This window comes from Bradyrhizobium sp. USDA 4011 (assembly GCF_054063415.1).
This window is the reverse complement of sequence record NZ_JBSSGG010000001.1, coordinates 6,488,263-6,502,739: the sequence shown is the minus strand read 5'-3', so window position 1 is coordinate 6,502,739 and position 14,477 is coordinate 6,488,263. Positions and strand designations below refer to the sequence as shown.

At 65.2% G+C, this 14,477-nt stretch carries 14 protein-coding genes and 1 pseudogene; 5 read left to right on the top strand and 10 right to left on the bottom strand.

Going from position 1 to position 14,477, the window contains the following annotated elements:
• Window positions 1–253 precede the first annotated feature (253 nt).
• Both ACVW1C_RS30655 and ACVW1C_RS30650 read left to right on the top strand, forming a co-directional pair.
• Entirely contained in the window at window positions 254–646 is a 393-nt protein-coding gene (locus tag ACVW1C_RS30655) for a PaaI family thioesterase (protein ID WP_456761457.1), read from the top strand.
• Window positions 647–648: 2 nt separating this feature from the next.
• On the top strand, window positions 649–1,638 hold the full coding sequence (locus ACVW1C_RS30650) for an alpha/beta hydrolase family protein (RefSeq protein WP_456761456.1): 990 nt from the start codon (window positions 649–651) through the stop codon (window positions 1,636–1,638).
• A 99-nt stretch (window positions 1,639–1,737) separates the two neighbouring features.
• Here the strand turns inward: ACVW1C_RS30650 and ACVW1C_RS30645 are convergent, their stop codons facing one another.
• The 3 genes from ACVW1C_RS30645 to ACVW1C_RS30635 are packed head-to-tail and all read right to left on the bottom strand — an operon-like array spanning window position 1,738 to window position 3,964.
• Entirely contained in the window at window positions 1,738–2,673 is a 936-nt protein-coding gene (locus ACVW1C_RS30645) for a glutathione S-transferase family protein (RefSeq protein WP_456761455.1), read from the bottom strand.
• Between the two features lie 17 nt (window positions 2,674–2,690).
• Window positions 2,691–3,248 (bottom strand): cupin domain-containing protein, encoded by a 558-nt coding sequence (locus ACVW1C_RS30640; protein ID WP_456761454.1) that lies wholly within the window; start codon window positions 3,246–3,248, stop codon window positions 2,691–2,693.
• Between the two features lie 32 nt (window positions 3,249–3,280).
• Window positions 3,281–3,964 carry a putative quinol monooxygenase gene (locus tag ACVW1C_RS30635; protein WP_456761453.1) on the bottom strand — a complete coding sequence of 228 codons (684 nt, stop codon included), beginning with the start codon at window positions 3,962–3,964 and terminating at the stop codon, window positions 3,281–3,283.
• Window positions 3,965–4,041: 77 nt separating this feature from the next.
• Here ACVW1C_RS30635 and ACVW1C_RS30630 point away from each other — a divergent pair, with 77 nt between their 5' ends.
• Window positions 4,042–4,452, top strand: a complete 411-nt coding sequence (locus tag ACVW1C_RS30630) for a MarR family winged helix-turn-helix transcriptional regulator (RefSeq protein ID WP_244549576.1) — start codon at window positions 4,042–4,044, stop codon at window positions 4,450–4,452.
• A 21-nt stretch (window positions 4,453–4,473) separates the two neighbouring features.
• Here ACVW1C_RS30630 and ACVW1C_RS30625 read toward each other — a convergent pair whose 3' ends face one another.
• From ACVW1C_RS30625 to ACVW1C_RS30610, 4 genes are all read right to left on the bottom strand, one after another.
• On the bottom strand, window positions 4,474–5,766 hold the full coding sequence (locus ACVW1C_RS30625; RefSeq protein WP_456761452.1) for an NAD(P)/FAD-dependent oxidoreductase: 1,293 nt from the start codon (window positions 5,764–5,766) through the stop codon (window positions 4,474–4,476).
• Window positions 5,767–5,779: 13 nt separating this feature from the next.
• Window positions 5,780–6,511, bottom strand: a complete 732-nt coding sequence (locus tag ACVW1C_RS30620) for an amino acid ABC transporter ATP-binding protein (protein WP_456761451.1) — start codon at window positions 6,509–6,511, stop codon at window positions 5,780–5,782.
• A complete protein-coding gene (locus tag ACVW1C_RS30615) occupies window positions 6,508–7,161 on the bottom strand; it encodes an amino acid ABC transporter permease (RefSeq protein WP_207832157.1) in 654 nt (217 codons plus the stop codon). Before ACVW1C_RS30615 ends, ACVW1C_RS30620 begins: the two co-directional genes overlap by 4 nt.
• Window positions 7,162–7,343: 182 nt before the next feature.
• A complete protein-coding gene (locus tag ACVW1C_RS30610) occupies window positions 7,344–8,111 on the bottom strand; it encodes an ABC transporter substrate-binding protein (protein WP_456761450.1) in 768 nt (255 codons plus the stop codon).
• A 181-nt stretch (window positions 8,112–8,292) separates the two neighbouring features.
• Here ACVW1C_RS30610 and ACVW1C_RS30605 point away from each other — a divergent pair, with 181 nt between their 5' ends.
• Both ACVW1C_RS30605 and ACVW1C_RS30600 read left to right on the top strand, forming a co-directional pair.
• On the top strand, window positions 8,293–8,940 hold the full coding sequence (locus ACVW1C_RS30605; RefSeq protein WP_456761449.1) for a helix-turn-helix domain-containing protein: 648 nt from the start codon (window positions 8,293–8,295) through the stop codon (window positions 8,938–8,940).
• A 133-nt stretch (window positions 8,941–9,073) separates the two neighbouring features.
• Window positions 9,074–10,189: pseudogene (locus tag ACVW1C_RS30600) on the top strand (integrase core domain-containing protein); the annotation flags it as partial.
• 329 nt (window positions 10,190–10,518) lie between these two features.
• Here ACVW1C_RS30600 and ACVW1C_RS30595 read toward each other — a convergent pair.
• From ACVW1C_RS30595 to ACVW1C_RS30585, 3 genes are read right to left on the bottom strand one after another with little or no spacing between them, the layout of a single operon-like run.
• A complete protein-coding gene (locus tag ACVW1C_RS30595; protein ID WP_456761448.1) occupies window positions 10,519–12,789 on the bottom strand; it encodes a xanthine dehydrogenase family protein molybdopterin-binding subunit in 2,271 nt (756 codons plus the stop codon).
• Between the two features lie 3 nt (window positions 12,790–12,792).
• A complete protein-coding gene (locus ACVW1C_RS30590) occupies window positions 12,793–13,839 on the bottom strand; it encodes an FAD binding domain-containing protein (protein ID WP_456761447.1) in 1,047 nt (348 codons plus the stop codon).
• Window positions 13,836–14,333 carry a (2Fe-2S)-binding protein gene (locus ACVW1C_RS30585; RefSeq protein ID WP_456761446.1) on the bottom strand — a complete coding sequence of 166 codons (498 nt, stop codon included), beginning with the start codon at window positions 14,331–14,333 and terminating at the stop codon, window positions 13,836–13,838. The genes ACVW1C_RS30590 and ACVW1C_RS30585 overlap by 4 nt, the downstream gene beginning before the upstream one ends.
• Between the last annotated feature and the right edge of the window lie 144 nt (window positions 14,334–14,477).

The following is a 14,477-nucleotide window of genomic DNA, read 5'->3' as shown; positions in this document are numbered from 1 at the left end:
GTGTGAGTGGGACGCAGCTTTCATTCTCGCGGCGTGATTGCCCGAGCTTTGCTCTTCGTTCCGCCCTCTCTCTCTTCGTGATGGCATCTCGCGTGCCGGCAAGCCGGGAACCCACGAGGCCACCGGGCATGGTCCGAGGTATCCGGAACGTGAGCCGTGTTTCGGCAGCAGAGGACGATGGCGCGCCGAGGGACATTGCAGGACGCAAATGGGCTGATACATTTCGGCCCGACAACGAACAATGGTGACCGGCTTGAGCGATGCAAGCGCAGACGTGCCGCCCGGCGCTCAGCTCCTGGGACGCGAGTGGCTAGGGTTCGACGGCGAAATCGCCTCGATGCGCTTTGTGGCGCAACCCCTGTTCACCAACCGGCACGGAACGATCCAGGGCGGCTTCCTTGCGGCGATGTTGGATTCGGCCACGGGTCTCGGCGCTCTCGCTGCGCTCCCGTCCACCAGGACCGTGGTGACCAGAACCCTCACCACGCGGTTTCTCAAGCCGGCGCGCGTCGGTCCGATCACGGCCAAGGCCAAGGTCGTCTCGCAGACCGACCGCGACATGATCGTCGAGGCCGATCTGATCGACGCCGACAATTTGACGGTTGCCAGCGCCACGGCCGAATTGCGGATTCTGGACAAGCGATAGCCATGCGTTGTGCTCCCTTCGCGTTGTCAGCCCTGTTGCTGCTCGCGGTCTCGGCGGCGCAGGCGGCTGGGCTCCGGCACTTCGACGTTCCCGCCGGTCCCGACGGACCCGCGATCAGAGGGGTGGCCTGGCACCCTTGCGCCGAGCCCCCGCACGAGATCGACGCCCGCGGCGGCAGAACGTTCTTCGGCGTCAACGACTGCCCGATCGTGGGAGACAAGCTGCCGCTGATCGTGATCTCGCATGGAAGGCGCGGCTGGCTCGGCGGCCACCATGACACGGCCGCAGCGCTTGCGGATGCCGGCTTCATCGTCGTGACGATCAATCATCCGACCGATACCGAGCGCGACACCAGCGGCACCGATAGCCTTGCCGTCACGGTCGAGCGGCCCGCCGACATCAAGCGCACGATCGACTATGCGCTCAGAGGCTGGCCCGATGCAGCTCGCATCGATGCCGGACGCATCGGTCTCTTTGGTTTCTCCTGGGGCGGCTATACGGGCCTCGCGGCGATTGGCGGTGAGCCCGATCTCCGCAAGGGCCTGCCGAGCTGCCAGACGTCGAGCTTGCGGGCCTGCAAGGAGCTCGAAGGCGGAGAAAAGCCGAGCGGACCGGTCGTCCACGATCCGCGGATCAAGGCCGCGATCATCGTCGATCCCTTTCCTGTGCTGTTCTTTGCCGCCGAGAATCTGGAAGCCGCGACGATCCCGATTCAATTGTGGAGCTCGGACCCCGCGCAGAATGGCGACGGTCTCTCCGGGTGCTGTGCTGCTGCGATCAGCGACCGGCTTCCGTCCAAACCGGACTTTCACCTGGTGAAGGATGCCAAGCACTTCTCCTTCCTCGCGACCTGCACGCCGGAGGAGACAGCGAAGATGGCTGCCATCTGCACCGATGCGCCGGGCTTCGATCGCCTCGCCTTTCATCAGCGCTTCCACGCCGCGGCCATCGCGTTCTTCAGAACGCATCTGGGTGATACCGGGACGCGCTAACGCCCCCAGAGCCGGCGGTGACGCCGCCCCGCCGGAATGCATGCAATTGGAGGAGGATCGAGTCTGCCCGACATCGAAGCCTCCTCGCATCGGATTCGCCTAGGCGGCTTTCTGCTCCAGAGCCGCATCGAATCCGACCCTCGGGAAGTGAAGATTCACCTTGCCGACCGAGGGGTCTTCGTGCCGGATCACAATCTCATCTTGTGTCCATGCGAGAATGTTTCCATGGACGGGATTGCCGTAGTCATCGGGAGTGACGCTGACCCAGTCGCCGCGCAGAATTCCGACATTCTGCGCTTCCGATGACCAGCCATCAGGTTCGCTCGGTTGATGGACACGTGCGACCTCGATTGCCTCGTCGGGCGTCATGTCGGCGTGCTTGCCGTGCCCGAGAGCCGCAACGCGCGCATACCAGGGGTCAACAACATCAGCGAAAGCAATCAGCCGCGCGATCTCCGGGCCGCCATTCTGCCGTGCGAACCAAATCGGATGATAAGCCGATAGATCGGCCGCGGAAGGGGCGCTTCCGAGGACAAACTTGCGGCCGTCGGCGAGAACTTCGGCAACCCAGGCAAGATGGGCATTGAGCCGCTGCAAATACACCGCCCGTTTCGGAAGCAGCACGTCCGGATCCAGATTGACACGGAACAGGGGGCGCCGCTCGTCGACCAGCTCTTGCGGGATTTTCCCGCCCATGTTGCCGATGGTGAGGCACACCGCGTTCAGAAAGGAGCCCTTCTCGATCCACCAGCCGAAGGCCTTGGCAAAGCCTTCCTGTCCATTGGGATAAAGTGCGGGCGAGCCTCCCAACTGCTCGATGACCTGAAGAATGAGCAGCGTATCGCAATAGAACTCTGCTCCGATCTGGAGGATCGGCGTGCGCCGGTAGCCTCCCGTCATCGGCGTGAGCTTGGGACGCGGCGTCCACACCGGGATCTCGACCGAGCGCCAGCTCTGGCCCTTGAGGCCCAGCGCCAGGCGCGTCTTCTCCGAATAAGGCGAGAGCTGGTAGTGGTGCAGGATGATTTCTGACATGGGTTTCTCCCTGGGATTTACCTTGCGCCGACCTGCTTCTGCGGCGCAGGCAGCTCGACGCCGAGAAACTCGAACGCGGTGTCGCCATTGGTCCAGCCATGCAGCGTATTCGGCTGAAAGACGATCACGTCGTCCGGCTTGTAGGCGACTTCACCGATCTGCCCGCCGCCCTTGTCGTTCAAGGACAGCTTGCCGCTCCCGCTGATGACATAGAGGATGTAGGGCAGCGCGCCGTCGTGAACGGCAATCGAGCCTTTTGCGTCCACGTGTCCGCGCATGACGTGGGTGGCCGCCCCGGGCAGGTCATAGAGCATTCCATAGTTGAAGCCCTGGTTCTGCTTGCCGTTGGGCATCACCGGCACCGCGGCAAGCGCGGACGCCTCCTTCTTGACGGCGACCGGGTTGTTTCCCTGACCGTTCTCGATGACATAGATTCCGCCGGCGCATGCTGGAACCGAAGCGGCAATCACAACCAGTGACGCCGCAGCACAAAATAGACCACGCATCTCGTCCTCCCTGTTGATCGCTTGTTTAAAGTCATGAATCGAACGCGGCTCCGGGCCGCTGCCAGGCAACGGCCCGCCGATGCTGTGGATGGGGCGCCGGCTCAGCCGCCGGTGCGCGCATCCAGGAAGAGTTGCGTGAACGGCTTGGCCAGAACGGGCTCGAGCTTCGGCACGATCGCCTTGATGTCGGGCGTGACCATGTGGGCGTCGAGCGCCGCCTTGTCCTTCCAGCGCTCGAAGGTCAGGAAGCGGCCCGGCTCGCCGATGACCTCCATCAGGGTGTAGACGATGCATCCGGGCTCCTTGGCCGAGATTTCGGCGAAGGGCACAAGCAAGGCGCGGAGATCATCCGCTCTATCCTTCTTGGATACGATTTCCGCGATCACGAAATAGCCGCTCTGGCCTGCGGCCTCTGCGGATGAAGTAGCGAGAACCGCGGCCGCCACAGAACCAACGGCGACAGTTCCCACGAACGCACGACGATCCATCTCGGACATGCAATTCCTCCCCTCCTGGTTTGTTTTCATTTGCAAATCCGGCCGTTGAACGCGCGCGCGGCCGGACGCCTCATATTTATGAGGTACAAATAGTTTGCACACAAAATAATAAGAATCAATGCTTTGCGGTATGATATGCTGTAACGGCAGAAAATTGCGCCCGTTCGGCTTGGCTGGCGCGACGGCTAACGATAGGATTTGGCTCAACGATTTGTTGTGCCAGCGGACTGACAGGAATGAAGACCCGAACGACGAACGCGCGACGCGAACCAAGGAATCGCCCTTCACAGGGCTCCATCGCACCGGTCGAGATGCCGGGCCTCGACAGTCACCTTTGCTTTGCGCTCTACAGTGCAAGCAACCACATGACGCGGCTGTTCGTCCCGTTCCTGAAGAAGCTTGGCGTTACCTATCCGCAATATCTGGTTCTGGTCGTGCTTTGGGAGCGCGGGGCGCGAGGCGTCGGAGATCTGGCCTCGGCGCTGCAAATGGACCTCGGCTCGCTCTCGCCGATGCTCAAGCGCCTCGAGGCCAAGGGATTGGTGACACGGCGGCGGCAGCCCAACGATGAGCGGCGCGTGCTGGTCGATCTAACTGCCAAGGGCGTGTCGCTTCGCCAGCGAACCGAGCAAATGCTGGGCGAGTTCTACTGCTTCCTGAATATGCCCCTGGATGAGCTTTTCGACCTGAAGGACCGGCTGCGCCACTTCGTGAACTCGGCAGGGCCCAAGGAGACCACGCCGCGGCCCGTCAAGCTCACGGAGCCGGCGCTTTGAAAGCGCCGCAGACGTTCTCTCTTACACCCCAAGCTTGTCCCGCACCCGCCCGGTCAACACCGCGGCGGTGACGCCGACGCGCCAGAAGGCGTGCATCGGGATCGGCTTGATGCCGGTCACGGGCATGTCGATCTCCGCCTTTGCACCTCCGATCAGGCGCCGGGCGAGTTGCGCGCCCATCGCGGTCGAGAGCGCGACGCCGCGGCCGTTGCAGCCGATCGACATCAGCAAGTCCTCCGCGGGCGCATGAACATGCGGATAGTGATCGGCGGTGATGGCGAGGCGGCTGTTCCAGCCATGGGTCCAGTTGACGCCCTTGAGCTGCGGCCACAGCCGCTCGGCGTAGCGCATCAGATAAGCGACGTCGGTCGGCTTGCTGATCCAGCGCATCGGGCCCCGGCCGCCCATCAGCAGCCGGTTGTGCTGGTCGATGCGGTAATAGACCGTGATATGGCCGCTCTCGTACAACACCGGACGCGTTGGCATGATCGAACGCGCGACCTCGTCGGACAGCGGCGCGGTCGCCGCGATCGACGAGAACACCGGCACGATGCTGCGGCGAAGCGCCGGCCAGAGATCATCGGTAAAGCCATTGGTCGCGAGCAGCACCTTGTCGGCATGCACGATGGCGCGCGGTGTCTCGATCCGCCAGCTTCTGCCGTCACGGCGCAGCGACACCGCCGGCGTCTCGCCATGGACGGCAACGCCGGCACCGATCGCGGCGCGTGCCAGGCCCCGCGCGTAATTCAACGGATGCAGATCGCCGCCGCGCGCATCCAGCATGGCGCAGAGGTAACGGTCGCCGCCGATCATCTCGCGCAGTTCGGCGGCATTCAGCAGCTTGACCGGCATGCCGCGCCGGATGCACTGCTTCGCCGTGGTCTCGATCGCGGTCGCGCTGGCTTCATTGTAGGCGGCACGCAACGTGCCGTTCTGCCGCGCCTCGCAAGGAATCTGGTAGCGGCGGATCAGGTCATGCGTAAAATTCGTGGTGCCGTACGAGAATTCGATCATGCGGCGGCCGAGGTCGGCGCCGAAATCCTGTTCGATCTGATCGGGGTCGTGCTTCAGCCCGGGATTGGTCTGGCCGCCGTTGTTGCCGGACGCGCCCCAGCCCGGCTCCTGCGCCTCCAGCACGGTCGCGAGCACGCCCCGCTCGGCGAGGTGCAGCGCGGTCGACAGGCCGGTGAAGCCGCCGCCGATGATCGCGACCGGCACGCTCTTGTCCGTCGTAAGTGGCGGCGTGGGCGTCGCTTCCACCGCGGTGTCGGCATAAAGACTCGGGGGCAGTGGCAGGCGTGTTGGCGCGTTCATAGCGAGTACCGGATCACAGCGGATGCAGCACGCGGCGCAGGAAATCCTGGGTGCGCGGGTGCTGCGGTTGGTTGAGGACGGATTTGGCGGCGCCCTGCTCGACGATGACGCCGCCGTCGATGAACAGCACGCGGTCGGCGACGTCGCGGGCAAAGCCCATCTCGTGCGTGACGACGACCATGGTCATGCCATCGTCGGCGAGCTTGCGCATCACCGAGAGCACCTCGCCGACCAGTTCGGGATCGAGTGCGGAGGTCGGCTCGTCGAACAGGATCGCCTTCGGCTGCATCGCCAGCGCCCGCGCGATCGCGACGCGCTGCTGCTGGCCGCCGGAGAGCTTTGGCGGATGTACCTCGGCCTTGTCGGCGAGGCCGACCTGCGCGAGCAGCGCGCGGCCGCGCGCGATCGCCGCCTCGCGCGGCTCCTTCTTCACATAGAGCGGCCCCTCGATGACGTTCTCGAGCGCGGTGCGATGCGGAAACAGGTTGAAGCGCTGGAACACCATCGAGACCTGGGTGCGGATCGCCACGATCGAGCGGTCGCCCTGATCGACCCGCGCGCCTTCGACGCTGATCTCGCCGCGGTCGTAGCTCTCGAGCCCGTTGATGCAGCGCAGGATGGTCGACTTGCCGGAGCCCGACGGGCCGATGATGCAGACCACCTCGCTCTTGGCGACCGAGGCAGTGATGCCCTTCAGCACCTCGACCTTGCCAAAGCTCTTGTGGACGTCGTTGAGCTCGATCATTTGCGGTTCGCCTTGTTCTCGAAGTGCCGAACCAGCAGGATAAGCGGGATGCTCATGGTGAGGTACATCAGCGCCACCAAGGTGAACACGCTGGTGTTCTTGAAGGTCGAGGAGGCGATCAGCTTGCCCTGCAGCGCGAGCTCGGCGACCGTGATGGTGGAGGCTTGCGAGGAGTCCTTCAGCATCATGATCATGATGTTGCCGTAGGGCGGCAGGATGATCCTGACCGCCTGCGGCAGCACCACGCGGCGCATGGTGAGCCACCAGCCCATCCCAATGGTCTGCGCCGCCTCGATCTGCCCCTTGTCGATCGCCTCGATGCCGGCGCGGAAGTTTTCCGCCTGATAGGCCGAATAGGCAATGCCGAGCCCGATGATCGCGGCCTGCAGCGCCGACAGCGCGATGCCGAAATCGGGCATCACGAAATAGATGTAGAACAGCAGCACGATGATCGGGATGCCGCGGATCACGTTGATCAGCGCGGCGCTGAGGCCTGTGAGGATGCGAATTCCCGACACCCGCATCAACGCCCACACCAGCCCGAGCACGGTCGACAGCAAGAGCGAGCCGATCGTGACGACGATGGTCAGCCAGACACCCTGCAACAGGATCGGCACGAACTCGACGGCGTCATGGAAGAATTTTTGCATCGGTAGAATGTATCCAGTCCCTCGAATACGTCCCCGTCATCCTGAGGAGCGGCGCCTTCGCCGCGTCTCGAAGGATGAATCGGACCGGCTGGTGGCCGTCGACCCTTCGAGACGCGCTACGCGCTCCTCAGGGTGACGGGTCAACTGATCTCACCTAGCCCAGACGGAGTGAAGCAACACTCTCACGACGCGCTGGCCTTCTGGCCCCATTTCTCCAGGATCTTCGCGATCGTGCCGTTGGCCTTCAGCTTCGCCAGCGAGGCGTTGATCTTCGCCAATAGCTCGGTGTCGCTCTTGCGGATGCCGATCGCGACGGTGCCTACAGTGACGGGCTTGTAACCGTCGACCAACCGGACGTCGGCGAAATTGCCCTGCTGCAGATTGTAGGCGAGGATCGGATAGTCGGCGAAGCCGGCCTTGAGGCGGCCGGCATTCACGTCGCGCAGGATGTCGGGAATGGTGTCGTAGACCTTCACCTCGCTGAACAGCCCGGTCTTCTTCAGCGCGTCGACGAACGCGGTGCCGACCTGGGCGCCGACCACGGTGCCCTTCAGATCCTCCTGCGAGGCGTAAGCCTTGGTGTCTGCCTTCGGCACCACGAGGCCTTCGCCATAGGTGTAGACCGGCTCGGAGAAATCGATCACCTCCTTGCGCGCGGCGGTGGCGAACATCGCGGCCGCGATGATGTCGATCTTGTTCGCGGTCAGCGAGGGGATCAGCGCCGAGAACTGCATCGGCTCGATCTGCACCGAGAAGCCGGCATCCTTGCCGATCTCGGTGGCGAGATCGACCATGATGCCCTGGATCGAATTGGTCTTGGTGTCGAGGAAGGTGAAGGGGATGCCGGTCGGCGTCGAGCCGACCTTGAGCACCTGCTGCGCGCCTGACGGCGCGCTCAAGGCAAGGGCAAGCGCCGCAACCGCGGCCTGAACGAGACGCTGAAAGGACATCGCAACACCTCCCGAAGCTGGCCTTGGCGCCGCATCGCCCTGCTTTTCGAGCTAGATGTTGCGGGCGACGCCGTTCCGGCCTATTTTCACCAATATGAAATTGTGGTCACGAAACCGCGGCCAATGCAAGCGGTTTTCATGCACATGAAGGAAGCGGACTGACGTGAGCGGCGGCAAGAGAATGCGCAAAGGCGCGGCAGCGAAGCCCGTGACAGCACGCCGCGTCGCCAGAAAACCGGCCAGGAAGCCGGCCGAACCCGCAATGGATCTTGCGGTCGGCCGCCGCATCCGCGACCTGCGCCGCACCAGGCAGATGTCGCTGGAGGTGGTCGCAGCGCGTACCGACCTGTCGATCGGCTTCATCAGCCAGATCGAGCGCGGCCTGTCATCGCCCTCGCTGCGCGTGCTGGCGACGCTGGCCGACGTGCTCGGCGTCGGCATCGCCGCGCTGTTCGGCGCGACACCCAGGGACGACAGCGCCGGCGGCGTCGTGACCCGCGAGGTGCAGCGCGCCGAGCTGAAACTGTGGCGCACGGGGATTTCAAAGCAGCTGCTCAGTCCGGCGGGCAGCGAGAGCCGGCTCAATCTGTTCCTGGTTCATCTCGAGCCCGGCGGCAACACCGGCGACGAGTTCTATACCCATGACGGCGAAGAGGCCGGCCTCGTGCTGTCAGGCGAGATGACGCTGACGGTCGACACCGAGACCTGGACGCTGAAGCAGGGCGACAGCTTCCGCTTCGCCAGCCGCCGCCCGCACCGCTTCTCCAACCCGGCACATGATGCCAGGGCCGTGGTGCTGTGGGTGAATTGCGTGACGGCGGCGGGGTGACGTTCCGAGCGTGCGCTGCCACCCTCCCCTGGAGGGGGAGGGTCGGGTCGCGGTCCTAACCGGCTACATAGGTAACAGAATAGACCGGCGACATGGGTAACAGGTCAACTGGTCGGCGAGGGGGACCTTGCCGATGGGGTGGATGGAGACCTGTGCAGTGGATGAACGGATGCGGTTTGTGGTGGCGGCGCAAGCGCACGAGGAGTCATTTGCGGCGGTGTGCCGGCGGTTCGGAGTGAGCCGCCGGGTGGGCTACAAATGGCTGGCGCGGTTTGAGAAGGAAGGAGCAGGCGGGCTGTTCAATCGGTCGCGGGCTCCGCTGCATCATCCGCAGGGTATAGCCGAGGGGATCGCCGCGCGCTGCCTTGAGGTGCGGCGGGCGCATCCGACCTGGGGACCGATCAAGGTGCTCGCCTTTCTTGAACGGAAGTCACCTCGAACGGCCTGGCCTGCGGCGAGCACGATCGGGGAGCTGTTCGATCGTGAGGGGCTGACGGTGAAGCGCAAGCTGCGCCGTCGCAGCCCGCCCTCGAGCACACCCTTTGCCGGATACGAGGCAGCCAACGATGTGTGGTGCATCGACTTCAAGGGCTGGTTCCTGACCGGGGACGGCATGCGCTGCGAGCCCCTGACGATCACCGATGCCTACAGCCGTTATCTGCTGCGCTGCCAGGCTCTGGCCCGAACCGACACAGATCATGTCTGGCCGGTGCTGGACGCGGCGTTCCGCGAGTTTGGGTTGCCGCACGCCATGCGCTCGGACAACGGCTCGCCGTTTGCCTCGCGCGGCGCCGGAGGATTGTCGCGGCTGTCGGTCAGGCTGATCAAAGCGGGGGTGACACCGGAGCGCATTGCGCCTGGCAAACCTCAGCAGAACGGCCGCCATGAGCGCATGCATCTGACCTTGCTGCAGGATGTTGCCAGTCCGCCAGCTCCCACCATGCGCGAGCAGCTCAAGCGCCTGCACAGCTTCCAGCATCTCTACAACGAAGAGCGTCCGCACCAGTCGCTCGACAACGCCACACCGGCCGATCGTTACCAGGCCTCCTCGCGCCGCTTCCACGGTGTCTTGCGTGCGCCGGACTACGCTGATGATCAGCAGGTTCGCTTGGTTCGGCACAACGGAGAGATCAGGTGGCTGGGCAACACGATCTATATCAGCGAAGCGCTGATCGGTGAGCCCATCGGTCTGGCCGAGGACCACGACGGCTGGACCGTCAGCTATGGTCCGATCGTGCTCGGCACGATCGCTCATCGCGGTGACCGGCTCCGCAAACCTAAACGCAAAGCAAAAGGCTGTGGACTTGAGAACAACGCTGCGCGTTGCCCTCAGGGTCCACAGCCTCAACAACAACAGACCTGAACGAAACGAGAATTGTGTTACCTATGTCGTCGGTCTGAACTGTTACCTATGTCGCCGGTTGCTCATCGCGTTGAGCGCAGCGAAATGCGAGCCGGGGTGGGGTGATCTCTCACCACAGGCAGCGCTCGTGTGGAGTGACCGTCACCCCACCCCGCTAAGCATCTTGCTTCGCGCGATGCTTATCGACCCTCCCCCTCCAGGGGAGGGTGAAGCTGCTAGCCTCCCAACCCCATCACGATCTCCTCGATCTTGATCGGGAAATTCCGCACCCGGATGCCGGTGGCGTGGAAGACGGCATTGGCGACTGCGCCGGCGCTGCCGGTGATGCCGATCTCGCCGACACCCTTGATGCCGAGCGGGTTGACGTGCGGATCGTGCTCGTCGACCGTGATGACCTCCATCGGCGGCACGTCGGCATTCACGGGCACATGATACTCGGCGAGGTTCGCATTCAGGATGCGCCCCGAACGATGGTCCATCACCGCCTCCTCGTGCAGCGCGAAGGAGAGGCCCCAGATCATGCCGCCGTAGAGCTGGCTCCGCACCATCAGCGGATTGATGATGCGTCCGGCCGCGAATGCGCCGACCAGCCGCGTGGCGCGGATCTGGCCGAGCTCCGGATCGACCTTGACCTCGGCAAACACAGCGCCATGCGCGTGCATCGCATATTGCGACTGCGCCGCCGCATCGGCGGCACCAGTGCCGCTGGCCTCGACCTCGGCAATGCCGGCACGCGCCAGGATATCGGCGTAGCTTTCGCTGCGCGCGTCATCGTCGCGGCGATGCAGCCGGCCGGCCCGCGCCACCACGCCGGCGTTGCCGGCGCCGAACAGCGGCGAGCGCTCATCCGAGGTCGCGAGCTCGGCGAGCTTTGCGATCACGGCCGCACCGGCATTGTGGATCGCGGCACCGACGGTTGCGGTATGCCCCGAGCCGCCGGCAATGCCGGCATCGGGCAGATCGGAGCTGCCGGAGCGGAACGTCAGCTGATCGAAATCGAGCCCGAGCGCGTCGGCCGAGATCTGCGCCAGCGCGGTCCAGGCGCCCTGCCCCATATCATGCGCGCCGGTCTCCATCACGCCTCTGCCGTCGGCGCGGATCACCGCGCGCGCATTGCCCTGGAACATGATGGCCGGGAAGGTCGCGGTCCCCATGCCCCAGCCGACCAGAAAGCCGTTCTCGTCACGCATCTGCTTGGGCTGCAACGGACGACCCGCCCAGCCGAAGCGTTCGGCGGCTGTTGCATAGCACTGGCGCAGCGCCTTGGATGAAAACGGCTTGCCGGTGGTCGGTTCGACCTCGGCATAGTTCTTCAGCCGAAATTCCAGCGGATCGATGCCGCAGGCGAACGCCGCCTCGTCGATCGCGCTTTCCAGCACGATCGATCCGGTGGCCTCGCCCGGCGCGCGCATGAACAGCGGCGTGCCGGTGTCGACGCGCACCGCCTCGTGCGCGGTGCGGATCGCAGGGCTCGCATAGAGCGTGTGCGAGGCGTCGGCGGCGGGCTCGTAGAAATCGTCGAAGCTCGACGTGGTGACGCGCGCCTCATGATTGATCACGGTCAGCTGGCCGGCATCGTCGGTGCCGATCCGGATGCGCTGGCGGGTCGGCGGACGATGGCCGACCGGCCCATACATCTGGCTGCGGCGCAGCACGAGCTTGACCGGACGGCCGATCAGCCTGGCGGCCATGATGCCGAGCACCTGCGGCCCGGAGATCAACCCCTTGGAGCCGAAGCCGCCGCCGAGAAACGGGCTGTTGATATGGATGTTCGCCGGCGGAATGCCGAACAGGCCGGCGATGCGCATCTGGGCGAACCCCATGCCCTGGCTCGGCGTGTCGATGAACAGGCGGTCGCCGTCCCACACCGCGACGATCGCATGCGGCTCCATCGCGTTGTGATACTGCGCCGGCGTCTCGTAGGTCGAATCTGTCAGCTTCGCGGCCGCGGCCATGCCGGCATCGATATCGCCGTGGCGGACTTCGGCGGGATTGCCGATGCCGACCACCGGTGGCGCATAGGCCTCGCCGGCGTCGAGGCCGACGCGCGCGATCTCGACCTGGTAGCGCGGCGACAGCAGCGCCGCGCCTTCGGTCGCGGCTTCCAGCGTCTCGGCGATCACGACCGCGATCGCCTGGTTGGCGTAGCGCACCTCCTCGCTCTGCAACAGCTCCATGCGGAAGGCGAACGGGTTGCCCTTGGCGTCGGGATCTTCCGCGAGCTCGGGCTTGTGCGCCGGCGTCATCACGTCGATGACGCCGGGATGGCGCTTGGCGGCGGCGACGTCGAGCGCGGTGACACGGCCGCGTGCGATGCAGCTGGTTGCGATCACGGCATAGACCATGCCGGGCGGATGATTGTCCGCGGCATAGCGGGCCTTGCCGGTGACCTTCAGCACGCCGTCGGTGCGGGTCATCGGCTGGCCGATGTTCGAGCCGTGCCTGAGATGGGCGGGGTCGCGGGTCAGACTGAGTTCAACCGTCATGCGTTACGCTCCTGCAACGGATGAGAAGGGAGAGCCGGGCAGCGCGGCAATACGGTCCGGCGTGCCTGCGGCAGCAAGGGTGAGCGCGCGCAGGACGATGCGCTGCGCGAGCTCGATCTTGAAGGCGTTGTCGCCTGACGGCTTTGCGCCAGCGAGCGCGGCGCGCGCCGCCTCGCGATAGACCGCCGCATCGGGCGCGGCGCCTGCGAGCACCTGCTCGGCCTCGCGCGCCCGCCACGGCTTTGCCGCGACGCCGCCGAGCGCGAGCCGCGCCGCACGGACCTTGCCATCCTCGATGCGCAAGGCCGCCGCGGCCGAGACCACGGCGAAGGCATAGGACGTGCGCTCGCGCACCTTGATGTAGCGGGCATGCCTGGCGAAACTTTGCGCCTCAGTCGGCAGCCGCAGCGCGACGATCAGGTCGCCGCGCTCCAGCGCGGTCTCGCGCTCCGGCGTCTCACCGGGCAGACGATGCAGCGCCTCGAGCGGCAGCTCGCGCCGGCCGCCCTTGCCCTCGATCTCGACGATTGCATCGAGCGCGACCAGCGGCACGCAGAAATCGGACGGATGCGTGGCGATGCAGCCCTCGCTCCAGCCGAGCACCGCGTGCAAGCGGTTCTCGCCCTTCAACGCGTCGCAACCGGCACCCGGCCAGCGCCGGTTGCAGGCGCTGCCGGCGTCGTAGAAATAGGCGCAGCGTGTCCGCTGCATCAGATTGCCGCCGACGGTCGCGGCATTGCGCAGCTGGGCGGACGCGCCCGACAGCAGCGCCTCGGCGATCGCGGGATAGTTGCGCGCGAACGCGGCGTCATGGGCGAGATCGGCGTTGCGCACCAGCGCGCCGATGCGCAAGCTGCCGTCGGAGAGATGCTCGATACGATCGAGCCCGGGCAGCCGCGTGACATCGACGAGGCGGCTCGGCCGGCTGACACCGCCCTTCATCAGGTCGAGCAGGTTGGTACCGGAGGCGAGATAGCTCGCGCCCTTCTCGGAAGCCGCCGCGATCGCGTCCGCGACGTTGGCCGGCCTGACATAATCGAAGTTCATCATGCGGAGCGCCTCTGCTTGCTGGCGGTCATGTTGGATTGTGCCTCGAGCACGGCTTCCGTGATCCCCGGATAGGCGCCGCAACGGCACAGATTGCCGCTCATGCACTCACGCACGCGCTCCGGATCGTCGCCGGCCTGCCCCTCCTGGATCAGGCCGATGCCGCTCATGATCTGGCCCGGCGTGCAGAAGCCGCACTGAAAACCGTCATGGGCGATGAAGGCGGCCTGCACCGGATGCAACTCGCCGCCGCGCCCGACGCCTTCGATGGTGGTGATCTCGGCGCCGTCGTGGCTGACGGCGAGCGCGAGGCAGGAATTGATGCGGCGGCCGTCGACCAGGATGGTGCACGCGCCGCACTGGCCGCGGTCGCATCCCTTCTTGGTTCCGGTGAGGTCGAGTCGCTCGCGCAGCAGGTCGAGCAGGGTGACGCGGGGGTCGTCGAGGGCAATGTCCCGTCGAACGCCGTTGATGGTGAGACTGAGTGGGAGATTCATGCAGGGCTCCGATCCGTGTATGGTCGGGTTGAATCGAGGCAACGCGAACCCGTGGCCGCCGACGCATGATCGGCGCGCCTTGTCAGGCCCGGTGCTGGTCGCCATATACGGAGGCATCCTCCGTTTACAAGGGAGGGTAAAAAG

What these genes read in the sequence shown, in the direction of transcription:
- ACVW1C_RS30610 (WP_456761450.1), bottom strand. Translation starts at nt 8,111, where the DNA reads ATGTCCTTTCAGCGTCTCGTTCAGGCCGCGGTTGCGGCGCTTGCCCTT.
- ACVW1C_RS30625 (WP_456761452.1), bottom strand. Translation starts at nt 5,766, where the DNA reads ATGAACGCGCCAACACGCCTGCCACTGCCCCCGAGTCTTTATGCCGAC.
- ACVW1C_RS30630 (WP_244549576.1), top strand. Translation starts at nt 4,042, where the DNA reads ATGACGCGGCTGTTCGTCCCGTTCCTGAAGAAGCTTGGCGTTACCTAT.
- ACVW1C_RS30615 (WP_207832157.1), bottom strand. Translation starts at nt 7,161, where the DNA reads ATGCAAAAATTCTTCCATGACGCCGTCGAGTTCGTGCCGATCCTGTTG.
- ACVW1C_RS30585 (WP_456761446.1), bottom strand. Translation starts at nt 14,333, where the DNA reads ATGAATCTCCCACTCAGTCTCACCATCAACGGCGTTCGACGGGACATT.
- ACVW1C_RS30650 (WP_456761456.1), top strand. Translation starts at nt 649, where the DNA reads ATGCGTTGTGCTCCCTTCGCGTTGTCAGCCCTGTTGCTGCTCGCGGTC.
- ACVW1C_RS30595 (WP_456761448.1), bottom strand. Translation starts at nt 12,789, where the DNA reads ATGACGGTTGAACTCAGTCTGACCCGCGACCCCGCCCATCTCAGGCAC.
- ACVW1C_RS30645 (WP_456761455.1), bottom strand. Translation starts at nt 2,673, where the DNA reads ATGTCAGAAATCATCCTGCACCACTACCAGCTCTCGCCTTATTCGGAG.
- ACVW1C_RS30620 (WP_456761451.1), bottom strand. Translation starts at nt 6,511, where the DNA reads ATGATCGAGCTCAACGACGTCCACAAGAGCTTTGGCAAGGTCGAGGTG.
- ACVW1C_RS30605 (WP_456761449.1), top strand. Translation starts at nt 8,293, where the DNA reads ATGCGCAAAGGCGCGGCAGCGAAGCCCGTGACAGCACGCCGCGTCGCC.
- ACVW1C_RS30590 (WP_456761447.1), bottom strand. Translation starts at nt 13,839, where the DNA reads ATGATGAACTTCGATTATGTCAGGCCGGCCAACGTCGCGGACGCGATC.